The 21,698-nt window shown below is 68.5% G+C and carries 22 protein-coding genes; 6 read left to right on the top strand and 16 right to left on the bottom strand.

Annotation, left to right across the window (positions count from 1 at the left end; genetic code table 11):
• Together A5787_RS20250 and A5787_RS20245 are read right to left on the bottom strand one after the other, a co-directional pair.
• Positions 1-814: cytosine permease (locus A5787_RS20250; RefSeq protein WP_369829149.1), on the bottom strand; the 814-nt coding region annotated here is incomplete at its 3' end.
• Between the two features lie 85 nt (positions 815-899).
• Positions 900-2,501: an arylsulfatase gene (locus A5787_RS20245; RefSeq protein WP_066970254.1), complete on the bottom strand. Its 1,602-nt coding sequence runs from the start codon at positions 2,499-2,501 to the stop codon at positions 900-902.
• Positions 2,502-2,567: 66 nt separating this feature from the next.
• Between A5787_RS20245 and A5787_RS20240 the strand changes: the two genes are divergently transcribed.
• The 3 genes from A5787_RS20240 (at position 2,568) to A5787_RS20230 (ending at position 4,961) form a co-directional block, all read left to right on the top strand.
• A complete protein-coding gene (locus A5787_RS20240) occupies positions 2,568-3,587 on the top strand; it encodes a nitronate monooxygenase family protein (RefSeq protein WP_066970251.1) in 1,020 nt (339 codons plus the stop codon).
• Positions 3,588-3,672: 85 nt separating this feature from the next.
• On the top strand, positions 3,673-4,143 hold the full coding sequence (locus A5787_RS20235) for a GbsR/MarR family transcriptional regulator (protein WP_066970248.1): 471 nt from the start codon (positions 3,673-3,675) through the stop codon (positions 4,141-4,143).
• On the top strand, positions 4,140-4,961 hold the full coding sequence (locus tag A5787_RS20230) for a class I SAM-dependent methyltransferase (protein ID WP_066970245.1): 822 nt from the start codon (positions 4,140-4,142) through the stop codon (positions 4,959-4,961). The genes A5787_RS20235 and A5787_RS20230 overlap by 4 nt, the downstream gene beginning before the upstream one ends.
• On the opposite strand, the gene A5787_RS20225 is transcribed toward A5787_RS20230, so the two are convergent.
• The 5 genes from A5787_RS20225 to A5787_RS20205 form a co-directional block, all read right to left on the bottom strand.
• A complete protein-coding gene (locus A5787_RS20225) occupies positions 4,942-5,955 on the bottom strand; it encodes an alpha/beta fold hydrolase (protein ID WP_231994086.1) in 1,014 nt (337 codons plus the stop codon). The genes A5787_RS20230 and A5787_RS20225 overlap by 20 nt on opposite strands.
• A gap of 549 nt (positions 5,956-6,504) precedes the next feature.
• A complete protein-coding gene (locus A5787_RS20220; RefSeq protein WP_066970239.1) occupies positions 6,505-7,773 on the bottom strand; it encodes an amidohydrolase family protein in 1,269 nt (422 codons plus the stop codon).
• 128 nt (positions 7,774-7,901) lie between these two features.
• Positions 7,902-8,675 carry a class II aldolase/adducin family protein gene (locus tag A5787_RS20215; RefSeq protein WP_066970235.1) on the bottom strand — a complete coding sequence of 258 codons (774 nt, stop codon included), beginning with the start codon at positions 8,673-8,675 and terminating at the stop codon, positions 7,902-7,904.
• Positions 8,662-10,284, bottom strand: a complete 1,623-nt coding sequence (locus A5787_RS20210; protein WP_066970232.1) for a class I adenylate-forming enzyme family protein — start codon at positions 10,282-10,284, stop codon at positions 8,662-8,664. The genes A5787_RS20215 and A5787_RS20210 overlap by 14 nt, the downstream gene beginning before the upstream one ends.
• 49 nt (positions 10,285-10,333) lie before the next feature.
• On the bottom strand, positions 10,334-10,651 hold the full coding sequence (locus A5787_RS20205) for a hypothetical protein (protein ID WP_066970229.1): 318 nt from the start codon (positions 10,649-10,651) through the stop codon (positions 10,334-10,336).
• Positions 10,652-10,749: 98 nt separating this feature from the next.
• On the opposite strand from A5787_RS20205, the gene A5787_RS20200 reads away from it, so the two are divergent.
• The 3 genes from A5787_RS20200 to A5787_RS20190 all read left to right on the top strand — a co-directional run bounded on the left by A5787_RS20200 (position 10,750) and on the right by A5787_RS20190 (position 12,616).
• Positions 10,750-11,247, top strand: coding sequence for a hypothetical protein (locus tag A5787_RS20200; protein WP_066970226.1), 498 nt, complete (start codon positions 10,750-10,752; stop codon positions 11,245-11,247).
• Between the two features lie 59 nt (positions 11,248-11,306).
• Positions 11,307-11,654: an SHOCT domain-containing protein gene (locus A5787_RS20195; protein WP_066970223.1), complete on the top strand. Its 348-nt coding sequence runs from the start codon at positions 11,307-11,309 to the stop codon at positions 11,652-11,654.
• A gap of 98 nt (positions 11,655-11,752) precedes the next feature.
• Entirely contained in the window at positions 11,753-12,616 is an 864-nt protein-coding gene (locus A5787_RS20190; protein WP_156764046.1) for a DMT family transporter, read from the top strand.
• Here the strand turns inward: A5787_RS20190 and fadD1 are convergent.
• Genes fadD1 through A5787_RS20145 form a run of 9 tightly spaced genes read right to left on the bottom strand, consistent with a single transcriptional unit; the run spans position 12,613 to position 21,643 of the window.
• Complete coding sequence (fadD1, locus tag A5787_RS20185) at positions 12,613-14,205, bottom strand: fatty-acid--CoA ligase FadD1 (protein ID WP_066970217.1); 1,593 nt, start codon at positions 14,203-14,205, stop codon at positions 12,613-12,615. The genes A5787_RS20190 and fadD1 overlap by 4 nt on opposite strands.
• A complete protein-coding gene (locus A5787_RS20180) occupies positions 14,202-15,809 on the bottom strand; it encodes an NAD(P)/FAD-dependent oxidoreductase (RefSeq protein ID WP_066970214.1) in 1,608 nt (535 codons plus the stop codon). The genes fadD1 and A5787_RS20180 overlap by 4 nt, the downstream gene beginning before the upstream one ends.
• Complete coding sequence (locus A5787_RS20175) at positions 15,806-16,771, bottom strand: alpha/beta hydrolase (RefSeq protein WP_066970265.1); 966 nt, start codon at positions 16,769-16,771, stop codon at positions 15,806-15,808. Before A5787_RS20175 ends, A5787_RS20180 begins: the two co-directional genes overlap by 4 nt.
• Positions 16,772-16,800: 29 nt before the next feature.
• Positions 16,801-17,205 (bottom strand): Zn-ribbon domain-containing OB-fold protein, encoded by a 405-nt coding sequence (locus A5787_RS20170; RefSeq protein WP_066970211.1) that lies wholly within the window; start codon positions 17,203-17,205, stop codon positions 16,801-16,803.
• A 2-nt stretch (positions 17,206-17,207) separates the two neighbouring features.
• Positions 17,208-18,410: a thiolase family protein gene (locus tag A5787_RS20165; protein ID WP_066970208.1), complete on the bottom strand. Its 1,203-nt coding sequence runs from the start codon at positions 18,408-18,410 to the stop codon at positions 17,208-17,210.
• A complete protein-coding gene (locus tag A5787_RS20160) occupies positions 18,407-18,853 on the bottom strand; it encodes a MaoC family dehydratase (RefSeq protein ID WP_066970205.1) in 447 nt (148 codons plus the stop codon). Before A5787_RS20160 ends, A5787_RS20165 begins: the two co-directional genes overlap by 4 nt.
• 7 nt (positions 18,854-18,860) lie before the next feature.
• Positions 18,861-19,361, bottom strand: a complete 501-nt coding sequence (locus A5787_RS20155) for a MaoC family dehydratase N-terminal domain-containing protein (protein WP_066970203.1) — start codon at positions 19,359-19,361, stop codon at positions 18,861-18,863.
• A complete protein-coding gene (locus A5787_RS20150) occupies positions 19,354-20,475 on the bottom strand; it encodes an acyl-CoA dehydrogenase family protein (protein ID WP_066970200.1) in 1,122 nt (373 codons plus the stop codon). The genes A5787_RS20155 and A5787_RS20150 overlap by 8 nt, the downstream gene beginning before the upstream one ends.
• Positions 20,465-21,643: an acyl-CoA dehydrogenase family protein gene (locus tag A5787_RS20145; protein ID WP_066970198.1), complete on the bottom strand. Its 1,179-nt coding sequence runs from the start codon at positions 21,641-21,643 to the stop codon at positions 20,465-20,467. The genes A5787_RS20150 and A5787_RS20145 overlap by 11 nt, the downstream gene beginning before the upstream one ends.
• Between the last annotated feature and the right edge of the window lie 55 nt (positions 21,644-21,698).

Raw genomic sequence — 21,698 nt, 5'->3', positions numbered from 1 at the left:
CGGACCCCGACCAATTCCCGGAGCTGGTGGACCTGGATGCTGCTGGCAGGCCCCGGCTGGGTCGTCTTCGGGGCGGCATGAAGCGAAGGTAGTCGACCTGTTCGGCGATCTGGGCGATCAGCGACAGGCAGACGCCGGCCGCCAACAATGTTGAGCCGATGTTCATTTGGCCGTTACCCGCGCGGCCGCCGTAGGCGAAGAACTGGCCGATCGAGTCGGGGTGGCCGACCAGCAGGTAGGCGAACGGCACCACCATCAGGATCAGCCAGAGCGGCGTGGTCCAAACCTGAAGCCGGGAGAGGACTTTCATGCCGTAGATCACCAGCGGAAAGATGAGCAGCGTCGAGCAGGCGTAGCCCAACCACAGCGGCAGGTGCAGGCCCAGCTGGAGACCCTGGGCCATGATCGAGCCCTCGAGCGCGAAGAAGATGAACGTAAAGGTCGCGAAGATGACGTTGGTGACCACCGAGCCGTAGTACCCGAAGCCGCTGCCGCGGGTGATGAGATCCAAATCGATGTTGTAGCGCGCGGCGTAATAGGCCAGCGGCAATCCGGTCAGGAAGATCACGACGGCGAAGATCCCGATGCCGCCCAAGGCGTTTCCGGTGCCATAGGAGATCCCGATGTTCGCGCCGATCGCGAAGTCGGCGAGGTACGCGATGCCGCCAAGGGCCGAGATGCCCACCACCGCCGTGGACCACCGCCGGTAGCTGCGCGGCGCGAACCGCAGGGTGTAGTCCTCGAGCGTCTCCCTGGCCGCGGTCATCGTGTCGAGATCGACGGCTGCCATGGACTTCTCGATGCCCGACGTCATGCCCACCCCTCCGACCCGCACAGTCACAAAAATACCCGCCGAAGATAACCGACCCGCCTTGCCGTTTCCTGTGAGGGCTGTGCTGCTACCGGTCGGCGTCGAACACCGAGACCGGCCCGAGTATCACGCCCGTTTCCTCGACGTAGCGGTCCCACAGCGCCAGCAGGTCGGCCAGCTTGTCGGGCCGTGAAGCGGCGAGATCGTCGATCTCGCCGGGGTCGCCGGACAGGTCGTAGAGCTGCCAGGCTCCCGGACCGTACGGCGCGGGCAGATAGACGGCCTTCCAATCGCCCTGTCGAATCGCGCGGCGGCCGAACAACTCCCAGCCCGTGCCGGTTTCGTCGCCATGGACCTGCTCGCTGTCACCCGACAGATACGGCAGCAGCGAGCGGCCCCGCATGGGTTCGACCTCGCGGCCCCGGTAGGTGGTGCCGGGATGGGTGATACCCGCGAGCTCGAGCACGGTCGGGGCGATGTCCATCACGGTGGTGAACGCCGTGCCGATCTCGGCCTGCCGGGCAAACCCCGGCCACGTCATGAAGCCCACCACCCGAATCCCGCCTTCGGTGGTGAACGCCTTGTGCAGGCGCGACGGCGCCGTGGCGGCCTGCGCCCAGCGCGGGCCGTACCAGATGAACGAGGTGGGCCCGCCGAGGTTGTCGAGGCTGTTGTCGCAATACCTTTCGATCTGCGCAACGATTTCGGCGCCCCGCAGCGGCATCGCCTCGACCATCGCGCCCTCCGCGCCGTTGTCGGACAAGAAGATCACCACGGTGTCGTCCAGCTCGCCCGTGCCGGCCAGGTAGTCGATCACCCGCCCGATGTTGTGATCCATCCGGTCGACCATCCCGGCGTAGACCTCCATGCTGCGGGCCGAACGCGCGCGCTCGTCGTCGGTCATGTCGTCCCACTCGGGAGCGCCGTCGGCGACGACGGGGTGCGCCGCCACGTCGGGCGGGCACAGGCCGAGCTTCTTGAGCGCATCGAGGCGGGCCTGGCGCAATGCATCGGGGCCGTCGTCGTAGCGGCCGCGATACGGCGCGATGGATTCGTCCGGCGCCTGCAACGGCCAGTGCGGCGCCTGAAAGGGCAGGTAGGCAAAAAAGGGCCGGTCGTCCTCCGGGGGACGCTCGCGAAGGTACCGCAGCAGGGTGTCGGCGTAGAAGTCGGACGAATAGAAGTCGTCACCCACACCGACGAAGCGGTCGTCCTCGGTGTAAAGCGTTGCCACCGGCGAGAACCCGCCGCCCGCGCCCGGGCCGTAATGGCTGGCGCCGGCCGGGAGCAACGCGAAGGAACGCTCGAAGCCACGGGCCGACGGGGAGGTCTCGATGGTGCCACCGAGGTGCCACTTACCCGACATCAGCGTCAGGTACCCGGCGTCGCGCAGCAGCTCGGGCAAGGCCACGACCCGGTCGTTCAGGTAGCCCTCGTAGCCGGGCGCGCCCTGAAATCCGGGCATCGCGACCTCGAGCATCGTACCGATACCGGCGATGTGGTGGTCGGTGCCGGTCAACAGCATCGCCCGGGTGGGCGAGCACGCCGGCGCGGAGTGAAAATCGGTGAACCGCACGCCCGCGTAGGCCAGCCGATCCAGGTTGGGCGTGTTGATCTCGCCGCCGAACGCGCCGATGTCGGAAAACCCGAGGTCGTCCGCCACGATCACGAGAAAGTTGGGTCGCTTCACGCTGAAGCATCCTGTCAGGTCCGGCGCCGGGAGGGAACGCCGCGGCGGCGCGGATATTGTCGTTGAATGCTGGCACAGTTCGGGATGTCCATTCCGCTGGTCGCCGCCCCGATGTCGGGCGGTCCCACCACCCCGGCCATGGTGTCGGCCGCGACCCGGGCCGGCGCCCTGGGCATGTTGGCGGCCGGCTACAAGACCGTGGGGGCCGTCGAAGCGGAGCTCGAGAAGGTCCGCGCCGAGGGGATTCCGTTCGGCATCAACCTGTTTGCGCCCAACCCGCTGCCGGTCGATCCCGACAACTACCGGACCTACGCTGCCATCGTGCAGCAGGATGCCGACCAATTTGGCCTCACCCTGCCGGTGGAGCCGATCGAGGACATCGACGGGTTCGACGAGAAAATCGCGCTGTTGCTCGAGCACCCGGTGCCGATGGTGTCGTTCACGTTCGGGATACCGTCGCGCGATGTCATCGCGGCCTTGCAACGCGCCGACACCACCGTGGTCCAGACGGTGACAACTCCCGAAGAGGCGGCGCTGGCCCACGAGGCCGGGGTCGACATGCTCGCCGTGCAGGCGGCCGCCGCCGGCGGCCATTCGGGCACGCTGTCGCCGCGCCAGCCCTTGCGGTCCGTGGCGATCGCCGATCTCGTCAAGCAGGTCGTGGCGACCGTTCCGGTGCCGATCATGGCCGCCGGCGGGCTGGCAACCCCCGCCGCGGTGGCCGAGGTGATCCGCGCGGGCGCCACGGCGGCCGTCGTCGGCACCGTTCTGCTGCGCGCCACCGAGAGCGGCGCGTCGGCCACCCACCAGGCGGCCCTGACTGATCCCGCGTACACCGAGACGGTGATCACCCGGGCCTTCACCGGCCGCCCGGCGCGCGGGCTGCGCAACGCGTTCATCGACGCCCACGAAGCCCAGGCGCCGCTGGGCTATCCGGCGATTCACCACCTGACCACCGGGATGCGCAAGGCGGCCGCTGCGGCAGGGAAACCCGACTACGTCCACCTGTGGGCGGGCACCGGGTACCGGCACGCCACCGCCGAACCCGCGACCGACATCCTGCGGCGGCTGGCATCCGACCTCTGATCGGTCGCTCGGATTCTGGGTTTCCATAACCCGGCCGGTGTTATAGCCTACGTTTAGTATGTACTGAACGAACTAATCGAGGGCCATGTCACCGGAAGAAACCGAATTCGTCGACCGCCTTGGGTTGTTCTTCGAGCTCCTCGGCGCCACCCGCACCATGGGCCGGGTATACGGGTGGCTGCTGATCTGTGATCCGCCACAGCAGTCGTTGACCGAACTGGCCGGCGCGCTTTCGGTGAGCAAGGCGTCGGTCAGCACCGTCGCCCGGCAGCTGCTGGAAGGCGGGATGATCGAGCGGTCGCCGAGCCCGAACCGTCAACATCTCTACCGGGTCACCCCGGGCGGGTTCACCAGCGTGATGGAAACGCAGCTGTCGCTGATGCGGCTGGGCATCGAGCCCGCCGACTTCGCGCTGTCGATGCTGGGTGCGGACCGCGCCGAGCAGCGGCAGCGGGTCGAGGACTTCCGCGATTTCTGCGAGTTCTGCACCCGCGACTACCGCGACCAGCTGATGCGGATGTGGACCGAATACCGGGAGGGAAGGAAACGGCGATGACGACAGCGGGCAAGGTCGACTTCAGCGACGTGGCGTGGGGATCGGTGGAGTGGACGAACCTGTGCACGCTGTACCTGCGGGCGTACGAAAGCGGTTCGCCGGCACCGATTCTGGGCGACACGGCGGCCGCCGAGGCGGTGGACCGCATCGAATACGACTGGCCGCGCATGCGTCGCGCCATGCGGCCGGGATCCAACCAGTACATGGTCACCATGCGCGCCAGGCAGCTCGACGACTGGAGCGCCGACTTCCTGCGCCGCCATCCGGACGCCGTCGTGCTGCACCTCGGCTGCGGAATGGACACCCGGGCGTTCCGGCTGAAACCGCCGGACACCGTGCGGTGGTTCGACGTCGACCAACCAGCAGTGATCGCGTTGCGGCGCAAGCTGTACGACGACCGCGACGGCTACCGGATGATCGGCTCGTCGGTGACCGATGAAGCGTGGCTGGATGAGGTGCCCACCGATCGCCCGACACTGATGGTCGCCGAGGGGCTCGTCATGTATCTGACCGAGCCCCAGGTGCGTGCGCTGCTGCAACGCATCACGGATCGCTGTGGCGGCGGCGAGCTCGCCTTCGACACCGTATCGCCGATGGGGCCGCGGCTGTCCAAGCTCTTCACCAAGGGCATCACCAAGTGGGGCATCCGCGACGCACGGGAACTCGAGCAGTGGAACCCGCGGCTGCGACTCCTCGAGCAGTCCTTCGTGGGGGCGCTCTGCGACCGCATACCTTCGGCGCCGGTGCGGCTGTTGTGGCGGTTGGTCAACGCCACGCCGATGCGGAACTACGACGTGCTCAATCGCTTCGCGTTCTGAACGCGGCCGCGCCCGGATTCAACTGGCCATGACGCGCACCGACAAGGCCGGTATGCCCATGACGCGGTCGATGGCCTCGCCGACGCACCGCGGGATGCTCGCCCAGCAGCATGTGTCCGGCGCTGGGCCGGTGCAGGTGGGTGGCGTCCGGGATGGCCGCGGCGATGTCACGCGCGTGCTCGGCCGGAGTCGTCTTGTCCGCTCCCCCGCTGATGACGATCGTGTTGGCGACGATGGAGGCCAGCGCGGCGTACTGGTCATATCGCTTCAGACTGGGCAGGAATCCGGCCGCGGTCGCCAACGACACCGAGCGGATTGCGGACGCCGTGAGTGCGGCGGCCCCGCCTCGGTCGGCCCCGGAAAGCTTGATCCCACCGTCGAAGACGGGCCGCACAACACCCTTGATCGCCCTATCCATGGCGCGCCGGGGCAGGTGGTGGACGAGGTCGAACACCATCTCCGTCGCGCGGGTGCCCAGCAAGCGGCCGAGTCCGCGCTCGGCGAGCCGGCCCGCCGCGGTGGCGACCAGGACGAGGCCCTGCGGTTCCACCGGACGATCGGCGGCGGGACGGCCCAGGTATGCGAGCGCCGTCATCCCGCCCATCGAGTGACCGGCCAGCGTGAGCGGACCGGTCACCCGCAAGATGGTCAGGAAATCGGCAAGGTCGGCGGCGAGCCGATCGATCCGGTACGTGTGCATGTCGGCACCGGTCGATGCGCCGTGGCCGCGGTGATCGTAGGTGATGATCCGTATCCGGTTGCCCCACTGACGCTTCAGATGACGGACCTGCAGTTCCCAACTCGCCTGGGTCAGGCAAAGGCCGTGCAGCAGGACCACGGTGTGGTCGCGACCGGCGGGGTTGTGGTCCCGGACCGCCAGCCGCACGCCATCACTCGTGACGACCGTGCGTTCGACATAGTCCTCGCGCTTCGCATCCAGGAGCCGTAAAGACGCCTCGGTGGTCGCGCGATACGCATTTGTTCCCGTAGTCATTTCCGGTGCAGTGAACACGGCGGACTCCTGCTCGGTGCGATGTCGAGCGGCTCCCGACACCTTGTTGCACTCGAAGCTACGGCTCGGCGCCGGCGCTGACTCGCTTGTGCGCAATAGCCACGCAACAAGCGATTTTGAGCTTTTGCGCATTGTGCTCAGGCGGGTGTTTCCATCCGATCGCGCCGCTGCTCCGAAGGACTACCGAGCAGGAGTTGCGGTGGTTAACACCGTTAGGTCAACAAGGGAGGCCTGTCTTGAGGGGTACAGCAACATTCAAAATGGTTGCCGCCGGCGATGGTTCACCGCAATCTCCATCCAGCTACCGCTACTACCTGCTGGCCCATGCGATCGCGACGGCGCTACTGCTCATCGTGTTCGCGGCCGCCATATGGCAGTTCATGGACTGGGTGGGCACGCCGCCCTGCTTGCGGGACGCTCCGTCCCCGCCCACCGTTTCCTCAGCCTCACAACGCTATTCGGTACGGCTCGAGTCGGTGCTGGATGACAGCGAGTGCCCGTACCCCCGGCCGGCGGGGCGCGACGACCGCGTCAGAACGCGTCGGGATCCCGTTGGACCTCGACCGGCACGGGGTGCCGATACAGGCGAGATGCGTTCTCCCAGCTGAACTTCCGGATGATGTCCGACGGCAAATCGCCGATTTGTTCGTGAATGGTCTGCTGGGTGTGCGGCCAGGTGGAGTCGCAATGCGGGTAATCGGCTTCCAACATGATGTTGTCCACGCCAATCCGGTCACGTTGCACGAACGACGACTTGTCCTCCACCGCGCAGAACCAGAAGTTCCGGGTGAATACCTCCGCCGGAGTCAGGCTTTCGCCGAGCGCCTGCCAGGTGCCGTACATCGCGTGATAGCTGAGCATGTGGTCGAGGCGGTCGAGCAGCCCCGCCACCCAACCGATCCCGCCTTCCGACAGGCAGATTTTCAGCTCCGGGAACCTGCTGGGCAGCCCGGAGTACAACCAGTCGACCGCGGCCGAGATGGCGTAGGCGAAGAACAGCACACCCTGCACGTCCGGTGGCGCATCGTCGGTGGTGGACGGCGACGACCCCGAGGAGCCGATGTGCAGGTTCACGACGGTGCCCGTCTCGGCACACGCCGCCATCATCGGGTCCCAGTGGCGGGAGTGAATGCTCGGCAGTCCCAGCATCGCCGGGTTCTCGCTGAAAGTGACGGCGTGAAAGCCGCGTTCGGCGTTCTCATAGATCATCTTCGCGCCGAGCCCGGGGTCCAGCAGCCAAGGCAACTGGCAGGGGATGATGCGTTCGGGGTATGACCCCGCCCAAACCTCGAGGTGCCAGTCGTTCCACGCGCGCACGGAGGCCAACGCCAAATCCCGGTCCGTGGTCACCTGCTGCAGCCGCTGGCCGGCGAAACCCGGCAGAAAGGACGGAAAGTTCAGCGACGCGTAGATGCCGTTCAGATCCATGTCCTTGACGCGCTCGTGAATATCCCATGCGCCCCTGCGCATCTCGTCGAAGCGAACCGGCTCGAACCCGTACTCCGCGACAGGCCGCCCGACCACGGCGTTGAATCCGACGTTGGGCAGTTCCCGGCCATCGTAAACCCACGTTTGTCCCCCCTCGCCGGTCTCGACGACCTTGGGTGCGCGGTCGGCGAACTTGCGCGGCAACCGTCCGGTGAAGGTGTCCGGCGGTTCGACGATATGGTCGTCGACCGAGATCACCGTGTGGCGGCGGGGCGCCCGCGGCGGGGCCGGCAGGAACGTGACCGAGCGCTGTTCGCCCGTCTTGGCCCTGGTGAAGTTCAGGTCACCGGCGAGCTCATCGATCGATTTCACTCGTCAATCTCCTTGCGGGGCGGGCGCTTGAGTGTGCGGTGGCGGCTTTGACTGTGCGTCCACGGCGGGAATCGCGGCCGAATTGCACCCTGGGCGCACACTCGATGCCGTGGCTGCACACCCGACTTTCATGTGAGCACATCGCGGTCGGCCTTGATGGTCATCCGTGCCGCCCCCGCCCAGTACACGTCGGCGGCGCGTTCGATCAGCGACCGCTGCATGCCCGCCATGTCGGACCAATTCATCTGCACCGGGTCCTTGCCGGTGAGCATGACGTCGTGAGCCAGCTTGCATACCCGCTCGATCGATGCCGCCCGGTACACGGCTTCCGGGAGGTTGCGGCCGGTCGCGATCACGCCGTGGTTGGCCAAAATCGTGAGGTTGGCGCCGCCGATGCGCGCGGCGAGGTCCGCGGCGCGGGCGGGGCTGTCGATCTCCCCGTCGTATGTGTCGACGAGGCACAGGTCGTCGAGGTACAGCGAGCCGGTCTGGTGGACCAGTTCGGGGAGCCGGCCCAGCGCGGCGAGGACGCACACGTAGTAGGGGTGGTTGTGGATGACCACCCGGGCGTCGTCTCGGACCCGGTGCAGTTCCGTGTGAATGTGGATGGCCGGGGTGACATCCCAGCGACCGCGCACTACCCGCGCGTCACTGTCCACGACGCAGATGTCCGAGGCGGTGAGCTCCTGCCACCACAGCCCCCACGGATTGACGAACATGTCCGTTTGGCCGTCGAGCTGCCAGGTGATGTGCCCGGCCATGTTCTCCGCGAATCCGATGGCGGCCAGGTGGCGGAACGCGATGGCGAGCGCCTGTTCATGGGACAGCTCGACGCCGATCGGAGGCACCACCGATGGCGCCCAGACTTCGAGGCCACCCCGCCGTGCGTCAGGAGCGTTCATGATCGGCCTCCATCCTCGTTCGAATATCCTCGCGGAGCTGGCCTTTGGCAACCTTGCCCCCGGAAGATCGGGGAAGTTCATCGACCACGATGAGTCGTTCGGGCAGCAGCTCCTTGGAGACTCCCAGCGCCAACAAATGGTCGACCAGGCCAGGCAGGTCGATGGTCTGGGAGTCGACGACTTCGGTATAGATACAGACCTTTTCACCGAACACCGGATCGGGCATCGCGACCGCCGCCGCCAAGGCGATCGCGGGGTGGGTCATGACGGTGTCCTCGACCTGGGTCGCGCTGATGTTCTTGCCCCCGCGCAGGATGAAGTCGGAGGTCCGGCCGGTCACGGTCAGGTAGCCCTCGGCGTCGATCTCGCAGAGGTCGCCCATGCGCATCCACCCGTCGGCGGTGAACAGTTTGTCGTGGTCGGCGCCGCCGAGGTACCCCAGGCTGGTCGCCGGGCCCCGGCAAGCGGGCTGGCCGCGCCCCGTCGCGGTGACGTCCCGGTCCCCGTCGAAGAGCCGGACCGCCATTTCCGGAACGATCCGGCCGCCCGTGCGGAGTCGGCGTTCGCGTGAGTCATCGACCGTGGTGGCGCTGAGCAACCCCGTCTCGTTGGAACCGTAGAACTGCAGGATCTTCGCGCCGGTGAGTTCCTCGAACTCGGCGGCCGGCCGATACGGCAACGCCTCGCCGCCGGCGAAAACGATGCGCAACGAACTCAGGTCATGCTCGCGGGAAGCCGGGTCCGCCATCAGCATCGTCAATTGCGTGCTGACACAACACAACACGGTCACCGCGTGCCGCGCGATCGCCTCACACGCCTCGCGCGCGGTGAACCGCCGCATGATCACCGCGCTGGCGCCGAGATAGATCGGGGTGGTGTGGCTGGTCCAGAGGCCAAAGCCGAACGGCGTGGGTATGACCGGCAAGAAGACGTCATCCGGCGTCAGCAATCCGTTGGCGACGGCCTTCTGGTGGAAGTAGTGCCAACGGTTTTGTGTGTGCACGACGCATTTGGGCAGGCCCGTCGTCCCAGAGGTGGAGTTGATGAGAAAGACGTCGTCGGGGCCCAGCCGAGCGTCGGCCTCCAACGCCCTGGGCCGCGCGCGCACGTTGAGCCGCAGCGCACCGGGATCCCCGTTTACAACCAGGGTCGACACCGCGGCTTCGCCGGCCGCCTGCGCCGCGGTCGGGCCGCGCTCCGGGTCGCTGATCAGGATCTTTGGTTGCGAATTCCGCAGTATCGCCGCCACCTCGCGGGTCCCGGCGCGTGCGCCGATGCCGACCACGACGGCGCCGCACCGTTCGATCGCGACGAAAAGCACATGGATGGCGGTGGAGTCGCCGTGCCAGACCGCGATCCGATCGCCGCGCCGCACACCGATGCCGGCCAGTTCCTCAGCCAGTTTGCTTGCCGCATCGTCGAATTCACGCCAACTCAGCGGCGTGCCGAGATCGTCGACATAGGCGGGACGGTCTGGTGCGGATTCGGCGTTGCGACGCACCGCGTCCGACAGCGTCGAATCGGACCACCAGCCGGCGGCGCGAAACACGGCCGCATCCTCGTCGGCGAACGCCGGCGAGCCAACGGCATCCAGCCCACGGGCGCTCATCCCCAAATGATAGGGAAACCGCTCGCCGTTCAGGCAGGAAGTCCGGCCGCTAAGGATTCTGCGGGGCCGGGGCGTTGTGCTGGTTGGCGCCGCCGGTGCCCGGACGAGCGTGCGGCGTCGGACAGGTGCGGTGCGGAATGCAGCCACAGTTGAGGCCGATGATGCAGGCGCCCCCGCCGACGGGCTGCACGCGGATGGCGCCGGCGCCGTCGCCGCCGCCGGTGGGAGCCACGCCGGACGACGAGCTGGTTGCGCGGTTCAGCGGCTCGCCGGCACCGGCCTGCGCGCCGACGGTGCCGAATCCGAAGGCGAAAACCAGGACGGCGCCGCCGCAGACCGCGGCGGCCCTGGCTTTGCGGTTCGGCATGGTTGCCTACTTTAATTTGCGATCGCGGGATGCGCACAGCGACACAGGATGCTTTAGTCAAATGCGACGCAAGCTCCCAGCACAGGAGGCGGTCGCGAATGCGGACCACGCGCATTGCCGGGCTTTGGCCGGGACTGCTCAGCGGCGCCGCCGCCGGGGCGGCCGGCACCACCGCGCTCGACGTGATCACCTACCTGGACATCGCGGTGCGGGGCCGGCCGACGAGCACGACGCCCGAACGAACCGTCGAAGCGATGTCGAGGCTGTTTGGCCTGACGGTGCCCGGGACCGGCGACGTGTTGGCCAACCGGCTCCTCGGCCTCGGCGCGCTGACCGGGTATGCGGCGGGGATCGGGATGGGCGTGATTCTCGGGCTGGCGTATGCGCTGGGGTGGCGCCCGGGCCTGCTGGTGGCCACGCTGGTCGCGACGGCGATCGCCCTGATCGGGACCAACGGGCCGATGACCGTGCTCGGGGTGACCGACCCGCGCACCTGGGGTGTCGTCGGGTGGATCAGCGATCTGATCCCGCACCTGGGATACGGGGTGGTCACCGCGCTGGTACTGCACTACCTCTACCGCAATTGGGATCGGTAGCGGCATCCGCGTCGTCCACTTGCGAGACGCACTCTGCGATCGCAAGGAGGAACCCGCGAATGAAGACCAAGGCCGCAATCCTGCTGTCCGGGGCGCTGGTCGCCTTGTTGCTGCTGTGGCGCTATGTCGCGTTGAGTCGCACCGGCCTGTCGTCGGGGTGGATGCTGTATTTCGGGCTGCCGATCACCGCGGCCGGCGTGCTGTTCGCGCTGCGGCTCATCAACCTCGGCGCGGGATGGGGTGCCAGGGACACGGGGCGTCCCGCGCATCCGATAGCGCTTTCGTATCCGGACCCGCCGGTGCCGGTTTCCGAGCGCTTCAGGGAACTCGAGGCGCTGCGCGCCGCCGGCGCCATCTCCGACGCCGAGTACACCGCGCGGCGGCTGCACATCATGACCGAGCTGTGACGGTCCCGAGCGTCGAGCGTGGGGGTTATGGACGAAATCAAGGCCGTTTTCGTACTTAGGGCCCACGCTCGGCACGCCCCGGGGTGTAGATGTCTCGTATTGTCTCCTCTGTGCTGATCGGGTTCCTGCTCGCGTTGGGTTGCTCGATCTGTTACGGCACGGCCTCGGTGTTGCAGGCGGTCGCGACACGATCGGTGGAAGCCGCGAGCAGATCGGGTGTCGACGCCGTGCTGCTGATGCGCGCCGTCCGGCAGTGGCGCTATGTCGCCGGCATCGGCCTCGACGGCCTCGGGTTTCTGCTCCAGGTGTTGGCCTTGCGTTTGGTGCCGATCTATGTCGTCGCCGCGGCGCTCGCCGCCTCCATCGCGGTCACCGGCATCGTGTCCGCGTGGGTGCTCTCGGCACGGCTGTCACGCGCCGAGTGGACGGCCGTCGGGGTCGTCTGCGCGAGCCTGGCCGCGCTCGCCTGCGCGGCCGGACCGGGGCACTTCCGTCGCGCGCCGGCCGGGCTCGGCTGGGCGCTCATCGGCGTGGTCGCGGCGATCTTCGTGGCCGGCGCCGCCGCGGGCCGGCTGCGCGACCGCGAGCGCGCGCTTGCCCTCGGGCTCGGCGCCGGAAGCGGCTTCGGTGTCGTCGAGGTCGGCGTGCGGCTCATCGACGTGATCGATCCGACCAAGGCCGCCTTCTACACCAACCCGGCCCTGTACGCGGCGGCCGGCGGCGGTGCCGCGGGATTCCTGTTGCTCACCTCCGCCCTGCATCGCGGATCGGTGACCACGACGGTGGCGGCCATGGTTGTCGGCGAAACGGTCGCCCCCGCGCTCGTGGGAGTGGTGTGGCTGGGCGACAGTGCCCGCGACGGTCTCGGCTGGTTGGTCGTCCTCGGATTCGTGGTGGCGGTGTCGGGAACGCTGGTATTGGCCCGATTCGGCGAAGCCCCCACTCCCGCCGAGGCCGGTTAGGACGCCTCGACGGCATAGGTGGTGCCGCGCGGGTGGCGCGTCCACAGCACGCCGCCCTGCGCGTCGATGCCGGCGGCGATCAACTCCCGTTTGAGGATTTTGTTGGTAGCCGTCGCCGGCAGATCGTCATTGATGCGCACATAGCGCGGCCACGCCTTCGGCGACAGATCGGGTTGCACTGCAAGGAACTTCTCGAAATCCTCGGGCTGGAAGTCTGTCTCGCCGCGCAGCACGAACGCCGCCATCACCTGATCGCCGACGCGCTCGTCGGGCACGGCGTAGACGGCGACCTGGCTGATTTGCGGCAGCCGTTCCAGGATCCGCTCGATCGGCGCCGCGGCCAGGTTTTCGCCGTCGACTCGCATCCAATCCGCCGTGCGACCGGCCAAATAGATCCAGCCTTCGACGTCGCGGTAGGCCAGGTCGCCGGACCAGTACATGCCGTGCCGCATGCGCTGCGCCGTCGCCGACGGATCGTTGTAATAGCCGGTGAACGGGCCCGCGCCCTGGGTGTTGACGAGTTCGCCGACCGCGTCGTCGAAGTTGGTCAGGGCGCCGTGTTCGTCGAATTTCGCGACCGCGCACTCGGTCAGGGTGTGCGGGTTGTAGATGCTGACCCCGGGGTACGGCTTGCCGATCGACCCCGGCGGGGCGCCGTCCTCGCGGACGACGATCACCGCGAACTCGCTGGAGCCGAAGCTGTCGATGACCCGGCATCCGAAACGCCTTGCGAATTCGGCGATGTCGCGATCGGTTGCCTCGTTGCCGAACGCGACCCGCAGGGTGGTGTCGGCGTCGTCGGGGCGTTCGGGGGTGGCGAGGATCAACGCGAGGGGCTTGCCGACGTAGTTCAGGTAGGTCACCTGGTGGCGGCGCACGTCGTCGAGGAAGCGCGACGGCGAGAACTTGGCCGGCACCATGGTGGCGCCGCTGCCGATGGCGACCGCCCATCCGGCGGCGATTCCATTGGAGTGAAACAGCGGCATCGCCAGGTAGCAGACGTCCTCGGCGGTGACGCCGTACTGGAAGATCAGGCTGGCCCCGCACATGATCGCCATCCCGTGCGCGAACCGCACGGCCTTGGGGTCGCCGCTGGTACCGGAGGTGAAGATCATCATCAGGGTGTCGGCGGCGGTGACCTCGCGGTGCGGAACGAGCGGCGGCGCCCCGGCCACCGCTTCGGCGTAGCGCCGTGACCCGACGTCGATGACCTGAATTCCGTTGAGCTCCAACCCGTCCAGCAGCGCCAAGTGCTCGCCGTCGACGAGCAGGAGCTGGCAGTCGGAGCGCCGGATGTCGGCGAGCAAGCCGGCGCCGCGGCGGGTGGTATTGATGCCGCACAACACGTAGCCGCCCAGCGCGGCGGCCGCCATGGCGCGCAGCATCGGCGGCGAGTTGGTGAGCAACGCCCCGACGTGCAGCGGACGGGCGGGGTCGGCGAGGCGGATCAGCGCGGCGGCCTCGGCCTCGGCCTCGGCCAGGTGTTGCCGCCACGTCCAGGTCCGCTCGCCGTGTGCGATCGCGGCGGTGTCGTCGTTTCGGCGCTGCCGCAAGAGCTGCTGAACGGTCTCGGGTCCCGGTTGGCTCATAAGGTGGTCAGGACCAATCCGGCGTAGTTCTGATCGGCCACCGCTTCGCAATGCCGGCGGTAGGTGCCGAATCCCCCGGCGTAGGGCATGAAGATCCGTTTCTTGCCCTCGATGTTGGCGCCCAGATACCACGAGGATGTCGCTTTCGGAAACAGCGTCTGCTCGGCGGCCTGCGCGACGTGGTCGGTCCATGCGTCGGCGGCGTCGCGGCGGGGTTCGACCTCGTGCACGCCGAGGCGACGGGCCGTCAACATCAGCTCGATGACCCAGTCGACCTGAACCTCGGCGTGCAGCACCATGTTGGCCAGCACGGACGGGCTGCCGGGACCGCTGATAGTGAACAGGTTTGGCAGGCCGGGGACCATCAGGCCCAGAAAAGTCACGGGGCCGTCCGCCCAGATGTCGCGCAGCCGGTCTCCCCTGGGCCCCTTCGGGTCGATGCGGGTCAGCGCGCCGGTCAGCGCGTCGAACCCGGTCGCAAAGACGAGCACGTCGCAGGGATAGGTCGCGGCACCGGTTCGCACTCCCTCGGGGACGATCGCGTCGATGGGCTCGCGGCGCAGGTTCACCAGCCGGACGTTGTCGCGGTTGAAGGTCGCGTAATAACCGGCGTCGGTGCAGATTCGCTTCGTCCCGATCGGGTGGTCGACCGGGATCAAGTCCGCGGCGACGACGGGGTCGTGGACGATCTCGCGGATGCGCTCCTCCGCGAACTCCCGCGCGACGGCATTGGCGGCCGGGTCGGAGTTCTGGTCGGGGAAGGTCTTGGCGAACAGCACACCGCCCTCGCGCCAGCGCCGCCACAGGGCTTCGATCCGCTCGTGGGGGTCGGCTTCGAGCGCCTTCTTGGGATAGGTGCCATGCGGCGTGCCGGCCGACGCGTAGGCCGACAGCCGGCGCCGCTCGGGGTACTCCTCGCGGATCCGTCGCTGTTCGGTCGCCGACCATGGGCGGTTGGGCATCGGGATGCTGTAATTCGCCGATCGCTGAAACACCACGAGCCGCTCGGCCTGGCCTGCGATGACCGGAACCGCTTGAATGCCAGACGAACCCGTGCCGATCAGCCCTACCCGCTTGCCCCGCAGGTCGGGCTCCTCGCGTGGCCACGCCGCTGTGAAGTACACCTCGCCGGCAAAGTCGTCGAGGCCGGGGATATCGGGACGGTTGACCGCCGACAGGCAGCCCGTCGCGCAGACGAGAAACTGCGCGGTGTGCGTCTCGCCGACCTCCGAAACATCACGGGTGCGCACGCGCCAGCCTGCCGCCCCGTCGAATTCCGCGCCGATCACGTCGACGCCGAACCGGTAGTGGCGGCGCAGATCGAATCGATCGGCCACGTGGCGAAGATAGGCCAGGATCTCCGGCTGCGCGGCGAAACGTTCGCTCCACGTCCAGCTCTGCTGCAGCGCTTCGTCGAATGAGTAGGAGTAGTCGACGCTTTCGACGTCGCACCGCGCGCCCGGGTACCGGTTCCAGTACCAGGTGCCACCCACGTCGGGGGCCGCCTCGATGCCGATCACCGACAGGCCCGCCGAGACGGCCCGGCGCACGGCGTAGAGCCCGGCGAATCCCGCGCCGATGACGATGACGTCGGTATCGGTCATTTCGACTCGCACCGAGCGAGGTCCAGCAAGTCCCGCAGATCGCGGCACACCAGCTCGCGCGCCGAGGTGGCCGGCGGGAAGGACTGAATCGTCATGAAGCCGTGGAACAATCCGGGGAAATCGCGGTGCACGACTCGCGCGCCCGCGTTGCGCAGGCGGCGCGCGTAATCGCGTCCCTCGCTGTGCAACGGGTCCAGGCCGGCGGTCACGACCACCGCCGCCGGTAGGTCCGCGAAACTGTCCGCGCGCGCCGGCGCAACCAGCCAGGGGGGATCGAAAAGCCGCTCACCGCCGAGGTATTGACGCCAATACCACTGCATCGCGGCCCGGGTGTTGACGTACCCGGCGCCGTAGAGGTGGTAGCTGTCCGTGTCGAATGAGGGGTCGACGGTCGGGTACAGCAACAGCTGGGCGGCGGGCCGGGCGACGCCTCGTTCGCGGCACAGGATCGCGGTGACCGCCGCGAGGTTCCCCCCGGCGCTGTCGCCGGCGACCGCGGTCCGCGTCGCGTCGATGCCGAGGCCGTCCGCGTGTTCGATCACCCAGCGGAAGGCGGCGAAAGCGTCGAGGGCTGCCGCGGGTGCGGGGTGCTCGGGCGCCAGCCGATACCCGACGGACACGACGACGGCCTGGCTGCCGCGCGCCAGGGCCCGGCAGAAGCCGTCGTGGGATTCGATGTCGCAGAAGACGAATCCGCCGCCGTGGTAGAACACGATGCCGGGGCGGTGTCCGAGGTCGCCGTGCGGGTGGTAGATCCGCACGGGGATGGCACCCCCGGGTCCCGGGACCGTGTGGTCGATGGTGTTGCGGACGTCGTCGATGTTGTTGGCGGGGACCCGCCGCGCGGCGACGGCGGCCCGCGCCTCGGGACCCGTCATCGTCTCGACGCGGGGAAATCCGGCGTTCAACTCGCGCAACATCGCCCGCACCGTGTCGTCGATGGCGTCAATGCCATGGTCCATGTGCGCCTCCGCCCGCACCGTTGCGCCGGTCACGCCGGCCGGTACTTCAGCAAGGTGATTCCGCTGTCAAGATCGTAGAACACCGGCGTCACCCGCATTCCGATTCGGATGTCGGCCGGGTCGACCTCCACCAATTCGGTGCTGATGCGTGGCCCGGCGTCCCATTGCACCACCGCGAGCAGCTGCGGCACCGCGTCCGCCCACGGCGGGCCGGTGGGTCTGCGCGCCACGGTGTAGGTGTACAACGTTCCCGCCCCATCGATTTCGCGCCACTCCAGGTCGTCGGCGAGCGAACCCGGCGCCAGGGTCCGGGGATAGAAGACGTAACGCCCCACCGACGGCGAATACTGCACGACGATGCGGTGCCGCGCCAGGCCGTCCCAAAAGGGCCGGGAGACCGGGGTGGGCTCGGGAACGGGATAGTCGGCCCGCACCGCTAATCCCCCCGCAGGAGCAGCGCGACCTGCTCGCTCATGATGCCGCCGTTGCCGGTGACAAACCCCGTGTGGCAGTCGCGCACCTGCGCGTCACCGGCCCTCCCCATGATCTGGCGCGCCGCGTCGACCACGTGGTGCATGCCGCCGGCCATCCCGGCCTGGCCGAAGGACAGTTGACCGCCCGCGGTGTTGAGCGGGAAGTCGCCGCGGTGGGTCAGGTCGTGTTCGGTAACCCACGACATGCCTTCGCCTTTGGCGCAGAAGCCGGCGTCTTCCAGGCTCATCAACACTGTGATGGTGTAGCAGTCGTAGATCGACGCGACATCGACGTCGGAGCGGCCCAGCCCGGCCATCGCGAACGCCCTGTCGGCCGCGCGGGCGATCGGGGTGTGCAACAGGTCCTCGGCGTAGGTGGGGGTCTTGAACGCGATGTGCTCACCGAAACCCTTGATCCACACCGGGCGATGGCGGCTTCGCCGCGCGACGGCGGCGCTGGCGATCAGCACCCCGGCTCCCCCGTGCACCCGCATCACCGTCTCGAGCATGTGGATGGGATCGGCGATCATCGGGCTGGCCAGGACGTCGTCGACCGTGATCGGGCTGCCATGGAAGACCGCGCCCGGATGCGCACCCGCGTTGGTGCGCTGGTCGACCGCGATCTTGGCCACGGCGGCGGGATCGTAGCCGAACTCGGCGGCGTAGCGCTGGGCGATCTGGGCGTAGGGCGCGTTCTGGCCGACGTTGCCGTACGGGATCTCGAACTCGGCCTGGGGTGACCCATAGTTGTTCGACGATGCCCCATACCAATTCGGGGTGGGCGGCGGTCGTCTGTCGGATTGCGGCTGCGCCGCCGAACCGGGGACCACCGCCAGCACCGCGTCGCAGATGCCCAGCTCCACCGCGGCGGCCGCCCGCCAGATCATTCCCGCCGAGGTGGCTCCGCCCAGGTCGACGCGTTCCCCGAAATCCAATGCCAGGCCCAGGTATTCGCACAGCGTGGCGGGCGCGAACATCGCGGATTCGGCCACGCCGTGGGTGAGCAGGCCGTTGACGCACGCCGGGTCGACGCCGGCGTCCTCGATGACCAGCTTCGCCAGCAGCGCGTACTGGTCGAGGGTGAATCGCGGGGGGCCGGTGGGCCGCCGTTCGGCGGGCAGCTCGGCGATGCCGATGACGGCCGCCTCGCCGCGCAGCCCCGTCACGACGGCGTTCCGCGTCGGGGCAGCTCGACCGTCGCGGTCCCGGGCATCAGCAGGGTGGCGTCGCGGCGGCCGGAGATCTCGAGATCCACCAGCCCCGCGCCGGTTTCGCCGAGGCGCTTGCCGGTGACCTCGCCGCCGAAGCTGAGTGGCTGGCCGGCATACGCGACGGCCCGGTTCTGCACCGAGAAGGACACCAGGCGGCCGCGCCCGCCGATCCAGTCGCCGATCGCGCGGGCCAGCAGCGCGGCCTGCAGCGGGCCCTGCACCAACACGTCGTCGTAGCCTTCCACCGTGCGGGCCCACTCCTTGTCGTAGTGAATGCGGTGGCCGTTGTAGGTCGCGGCGCTGAAGAAGAAGAGCTGCGTCTCGTCGACGGTGACGGTCAGCGTGGGCATGTGGTCGCCGACGGCGATGTCGTCATAGAACACCTGCTGGTCGGTCATCGTGCTCCTAGGGACGGGCGATCATCGAGGTCGAGGCTTCGGCGAGCAATTCGCGGTTCTGGTTGCGATAGACCGTGTGCCAGGTGACCAGGACGAATATGCCAGAGCGGCCCCGCTTTTCGGCGATGGACTCGATGGTGCGGATCATCTCGATTTCGTCGCGGTGGTAGGCCGGCAGGTGGAAGGTGAAGCTCTCCCCGCCGGCCATCCGCTTGGGGGCGCGGGGAAACGCGAGGCTGCCGGAGACCGCGCCGGAGGACCCGTCGGGCCGCAGCGCCTCGAGGTGAGTAACGCCGAGTACGGCGTATTGCAGGAACAGCGGGGGACAGATGATGTCGCGAAACCCGTTGGTGCGGGCGTATTCCGGGTCGAACCAGAGCGGGTTGTGGTCACCGGCGGCCGCCGCCCAGCGCTGCCAGTCCCGTCGGTTCACTTCCCCCGTCGCCGACGCGGCGACGGTGCCCACCCGCGATGCCGATTCGGCGTCGATCAAAGAGTCCTCATCCACCGGCAGTTTCCTCCAAGGTTTCTTCCAGCCATGCCGCGGCGACGTCGGATCCGCCGCCGAGCGTCGAGCCCAGCCGCGCCCGCTCGCTCCACAGGTGCAGGTCGGTCTCGGTGACGTAGCCCATCCCGCCGTGCAATTGGTGGGCGTCTTGGGTGATCAGCCTGGCCGCGGTGGCGGCGCGCATCCGCGCGATCGCCGTTTCCCTGCTCGCCGGCCGGCCGCGTGCCAGCCAGAAGATCGCCGAATGCGCCGCCAATCGCGCGGCGGCCAGGGCGATATGCATGTTGGCGACCAGGTGCTGCGCCGCCTGGAAGGACGCGATCGGGCGGCCGAACTGGTGACGCAGCTTGGTGTACTCAACGGTGCGATCCAGCACCGCCTCGCCGACGCCGACCAGGTCGACCGAGCCGAGCGCCACCGCCGTGTTCGCGACGCGCCGCAGCGCCGGCCGGTCGGCCTCACCGAGCAACGCGCCGGCCTCAACGACTACCTCCTCGAAGCGCACGGTGAACGCCCGGTGACCGCCCGCCATGGCCAGCGGCTCCGCGGTGACCCCGGCCGCGTGCGCGTCCGCGACGAAGGCGAGCGTTCGCCCGGGGGCGGCCGCCGACACCACGATGAGGTCGGCGACGTCGGCGTCGGCGACGTAGTCCGCGGTGCCGGCGAGACGCCAGGCGCCCCCCGAGCCGGGGTCGGCCGACAGCGCCGGCGAGACGACGGCGGCGTCGCGGGCGTTCCACAGCGCCGTCGTGCCGCGATTGGTTCCGTTTGTCAGCGGCGGCAGCCAGCTGTCCTTGGCCTCCGGCGGGGCCAGCTGATCGATCGCCAGCGCGGCCGCAACGGAACTGTGCACCGTCGTCGGGCACAGGGCGCGACCGGCCTCCGTGTAGAAGACGGCGAGATCCTCCAGGGAGCCACCGGAGCCGCCGTACCGCTCGGCAATGGCAAGCCCGAAAACACCGGCGTCGGCCAACGCCTTCCACAGCGCCGGGGTGGTTCGGTCGGCGCCGGGTTCGTGCAGCCCGCGCACCAGCCCGACGGTGCTCTCCGCCGACAGCAGCGCGCGCAACATCGAGGCGAACTCGCGCCGCTCCGCGCTGGGCCTAACGTCCATACGAGGGCATTCCGTGGCCGCGCTGGGCGATGATGTCGCGCAGGACTTCGTTGGTGCCCCCGCCGAAACGCATCAACGGGGCGGCCCGGTACAGCCGTTCGAACTTGCCGGACAGCGGCGCGTCCCGGCCGCGATGCGCGAGCAGGCCGTCGGGTCCCAGCAGATCGAGCGCCAGGTCGGCGATGCGCTGACGCAGCTCGCTGGTGAAGACCTTCTCCACGCTGACCTCGACGGTGGGAATAACGCCGCCGTCCAGGATCGATGCGGCCTCGTAGCCCATCAGCGTGGCCACCTCCACGTCGGCCTCGGCGAGCGCCAGGCGGCGCCGCAGCGCCGGGTCGTGTTCGGGCACCGTCCCGTCCCGCCGCGGGCTCCGCGCGAGTTCGCGCAAGTCGTCGACGGCGCGGCGCAGGTCGCCCGCGTTGGTCAGCGCGCCGCGTTCCAGGTCGAGCGCGCCGGTGATATAGGTCCACCCCCGATCGACTTCGCCGATCAGATTGGTGACCGGGACCCGCACGTCGCGAAAGTGCACCTCGTTGGTGCGATAGCCCGACCACGCGTACAGCGGGCGGATCTCCACGCCCTTGCTCTCGATCGGCACGATGATCACCGAAATGCCCTTGTGGCGCACCGTATTCGGATCCGTTCGCACGCACAGCCATTCGTGGGTGGCGCGCTGCGCCCCGCTGTTCCAGATCTTGGTGCCGTTGATCACCCAGTCCTGGCCGTCGAGCGTCGCCCGGGTGCGCAGGCTCGCCAGATCGGTTCCGGCATCGGGTTCGGAATAGCCCACGGCGCAGATCATTTCGCCTCTGGCGATCGGCGGCAGCCATTCGTTCTTGTTCAGCTCGGTGCCGTGGCGCATGATCATCGGCGCCACCGAGGTGACCGTGAGGTCGGGTCCGGGCACGCCCCAGTATTCGAATTCGCTCATCAGCAGGTGCTGGTGAACGGCGCCCAACCCGAGCCCCCCGTACTCGCGGGGCCAGTTGAGCCCGAACCAGCCCTTCTCGCCGATCTTGCGGCGAAACCGTGCCACCTCGCCGTCGGGCAGCTCCAGATCGTGCTGCGCGAGTTCGGCGCGCAATCCGGCGGTGACGTTCTCGCGGAGGAAGTCCCGAACCTCGGTCAACCAAGCGCGTTGCCCGGCGTCGAGTTCGAAATCCATCCCGGCCCCTTCCATCAGGCCGCGTCAGCGTAACGCCACCGCGAAATTCCGAGCG

Origin of the sequence: Mycobacterium sp. 852002-50816_SCH5313054-b (assembly GCF_001667185.1) — a bacterium.
Taxonomy (GTDB): Bacteria; Actinomycetota; Actinomycetes; order Mycobacteriales; family Mycobacteriaceae; genus Mycobacterium.
The sequence above is the reverse complement of the archived record's forward strand: the minus strand, read 5'-3'. Positions and strand labels throughout refer to the sequence as shown.

Coding starts and splice junctions, on each gene's coding strand:
- A5787_RS20240 (WP_066970251.1), top strand. CDS start 2,568: ATGCTGGCACAGTTCGGGATGTCCATTCCGCTGGTCGCCGCCCCGATG.
- A5787_RS20235 (WP_066970248.1), top strand. CDS start 3,673: ATGTCACCGGAAGAAACCGAATTCGTCGACCGCCTTGGGTTGTTCTTC.
- A5787_RS20230 (WP_066970245.1), top strand. CDS start 4,140: ATGACGACAGCGGGCAAGGTCGACTTCAGCGACGTGGCGTGGGGATCG.
- A5787_RS20225 (WP_231994086.1), bottom strand. CDS start 5,955: ATGACTACGGGAACAAATGCGTATCGCGCGACCACCGAGGCGTCTTTA.
- A5787_RS20215 (WP_066970235.1), bottom strand. CDS start 8,675: ATGAACGCTCCTGACGCACGGCGGGGTGGCCTCGAAGTCTGGGCGCCA.
- A5787_RS20210 (WP_066970232.1), bottom strand. CDS start 10,284: ATGAGCGCCCGTGGGCTGGATGCCGTTGGCTCGCCGGCGTTCGCCGAC.
- A5787_RS20205 (WP_066970229.1), bottom strand. CDS start 10,651: ATGCCGAACCGCAAAGCCAGGGCCGCCGCGGTCTGCGGCGGCGCCGTC.
- A5787_RS20200 (WP_066970226.1), top strand. CDS start 10,750: ATGCGGACCACGCGCATTGCCGGGCTTTGGCCGGGACTGCTCAGCGGC.
- A5787_RS20195 (WP_066970223.1), top strand. CDS start 11,307: ATGAAGACCAAGGCCGCAATCCTGCTGTCCGGGGCGCTGGTCGCCTTG.
- fadD1 (WP_066970217.1), bottom strand. CDS start 14,205: ATGAGCCAACCGGGACCCGAGACCGTTCAGCAGCTCTTGCGGCAGCGC.
- A5787_RS20180 (WP_066970214.1), bottom strand. CDS start 15,809: ATGACCGATACCGACGTCATCGTCATCGGCGCGGGATTCGCCGGGCTC.
- A5787_RS20175 (WP_066970265.1), bottom strand. CDS start 16,771: ATGGACCATGGCATTGACGCCATCGACGACACGGTGCGGGCGATGTTG.
- A5787_RS20160 (WP_066970205.1), bottom strand. CDS start 18,853: ATGACCGACCAGCAGGTGTTCTATGACGACATCGCCGTCGGCGACCAC.
- A5787_RS20150 (WP_066970200.1), bottom strand. CDS start 20,475: ATGGACGTTAGGCCCAGCGCGGAGCGGCGCGAGTTCGCCTCGATGTTG.
- A5787_RS20145 (WP_066970198.1), bottom strand. CDS start 21,643: ATGGATTTCGAACTCGACGCCGGGCAACGCGCTTGGTTGACCGAGGTT.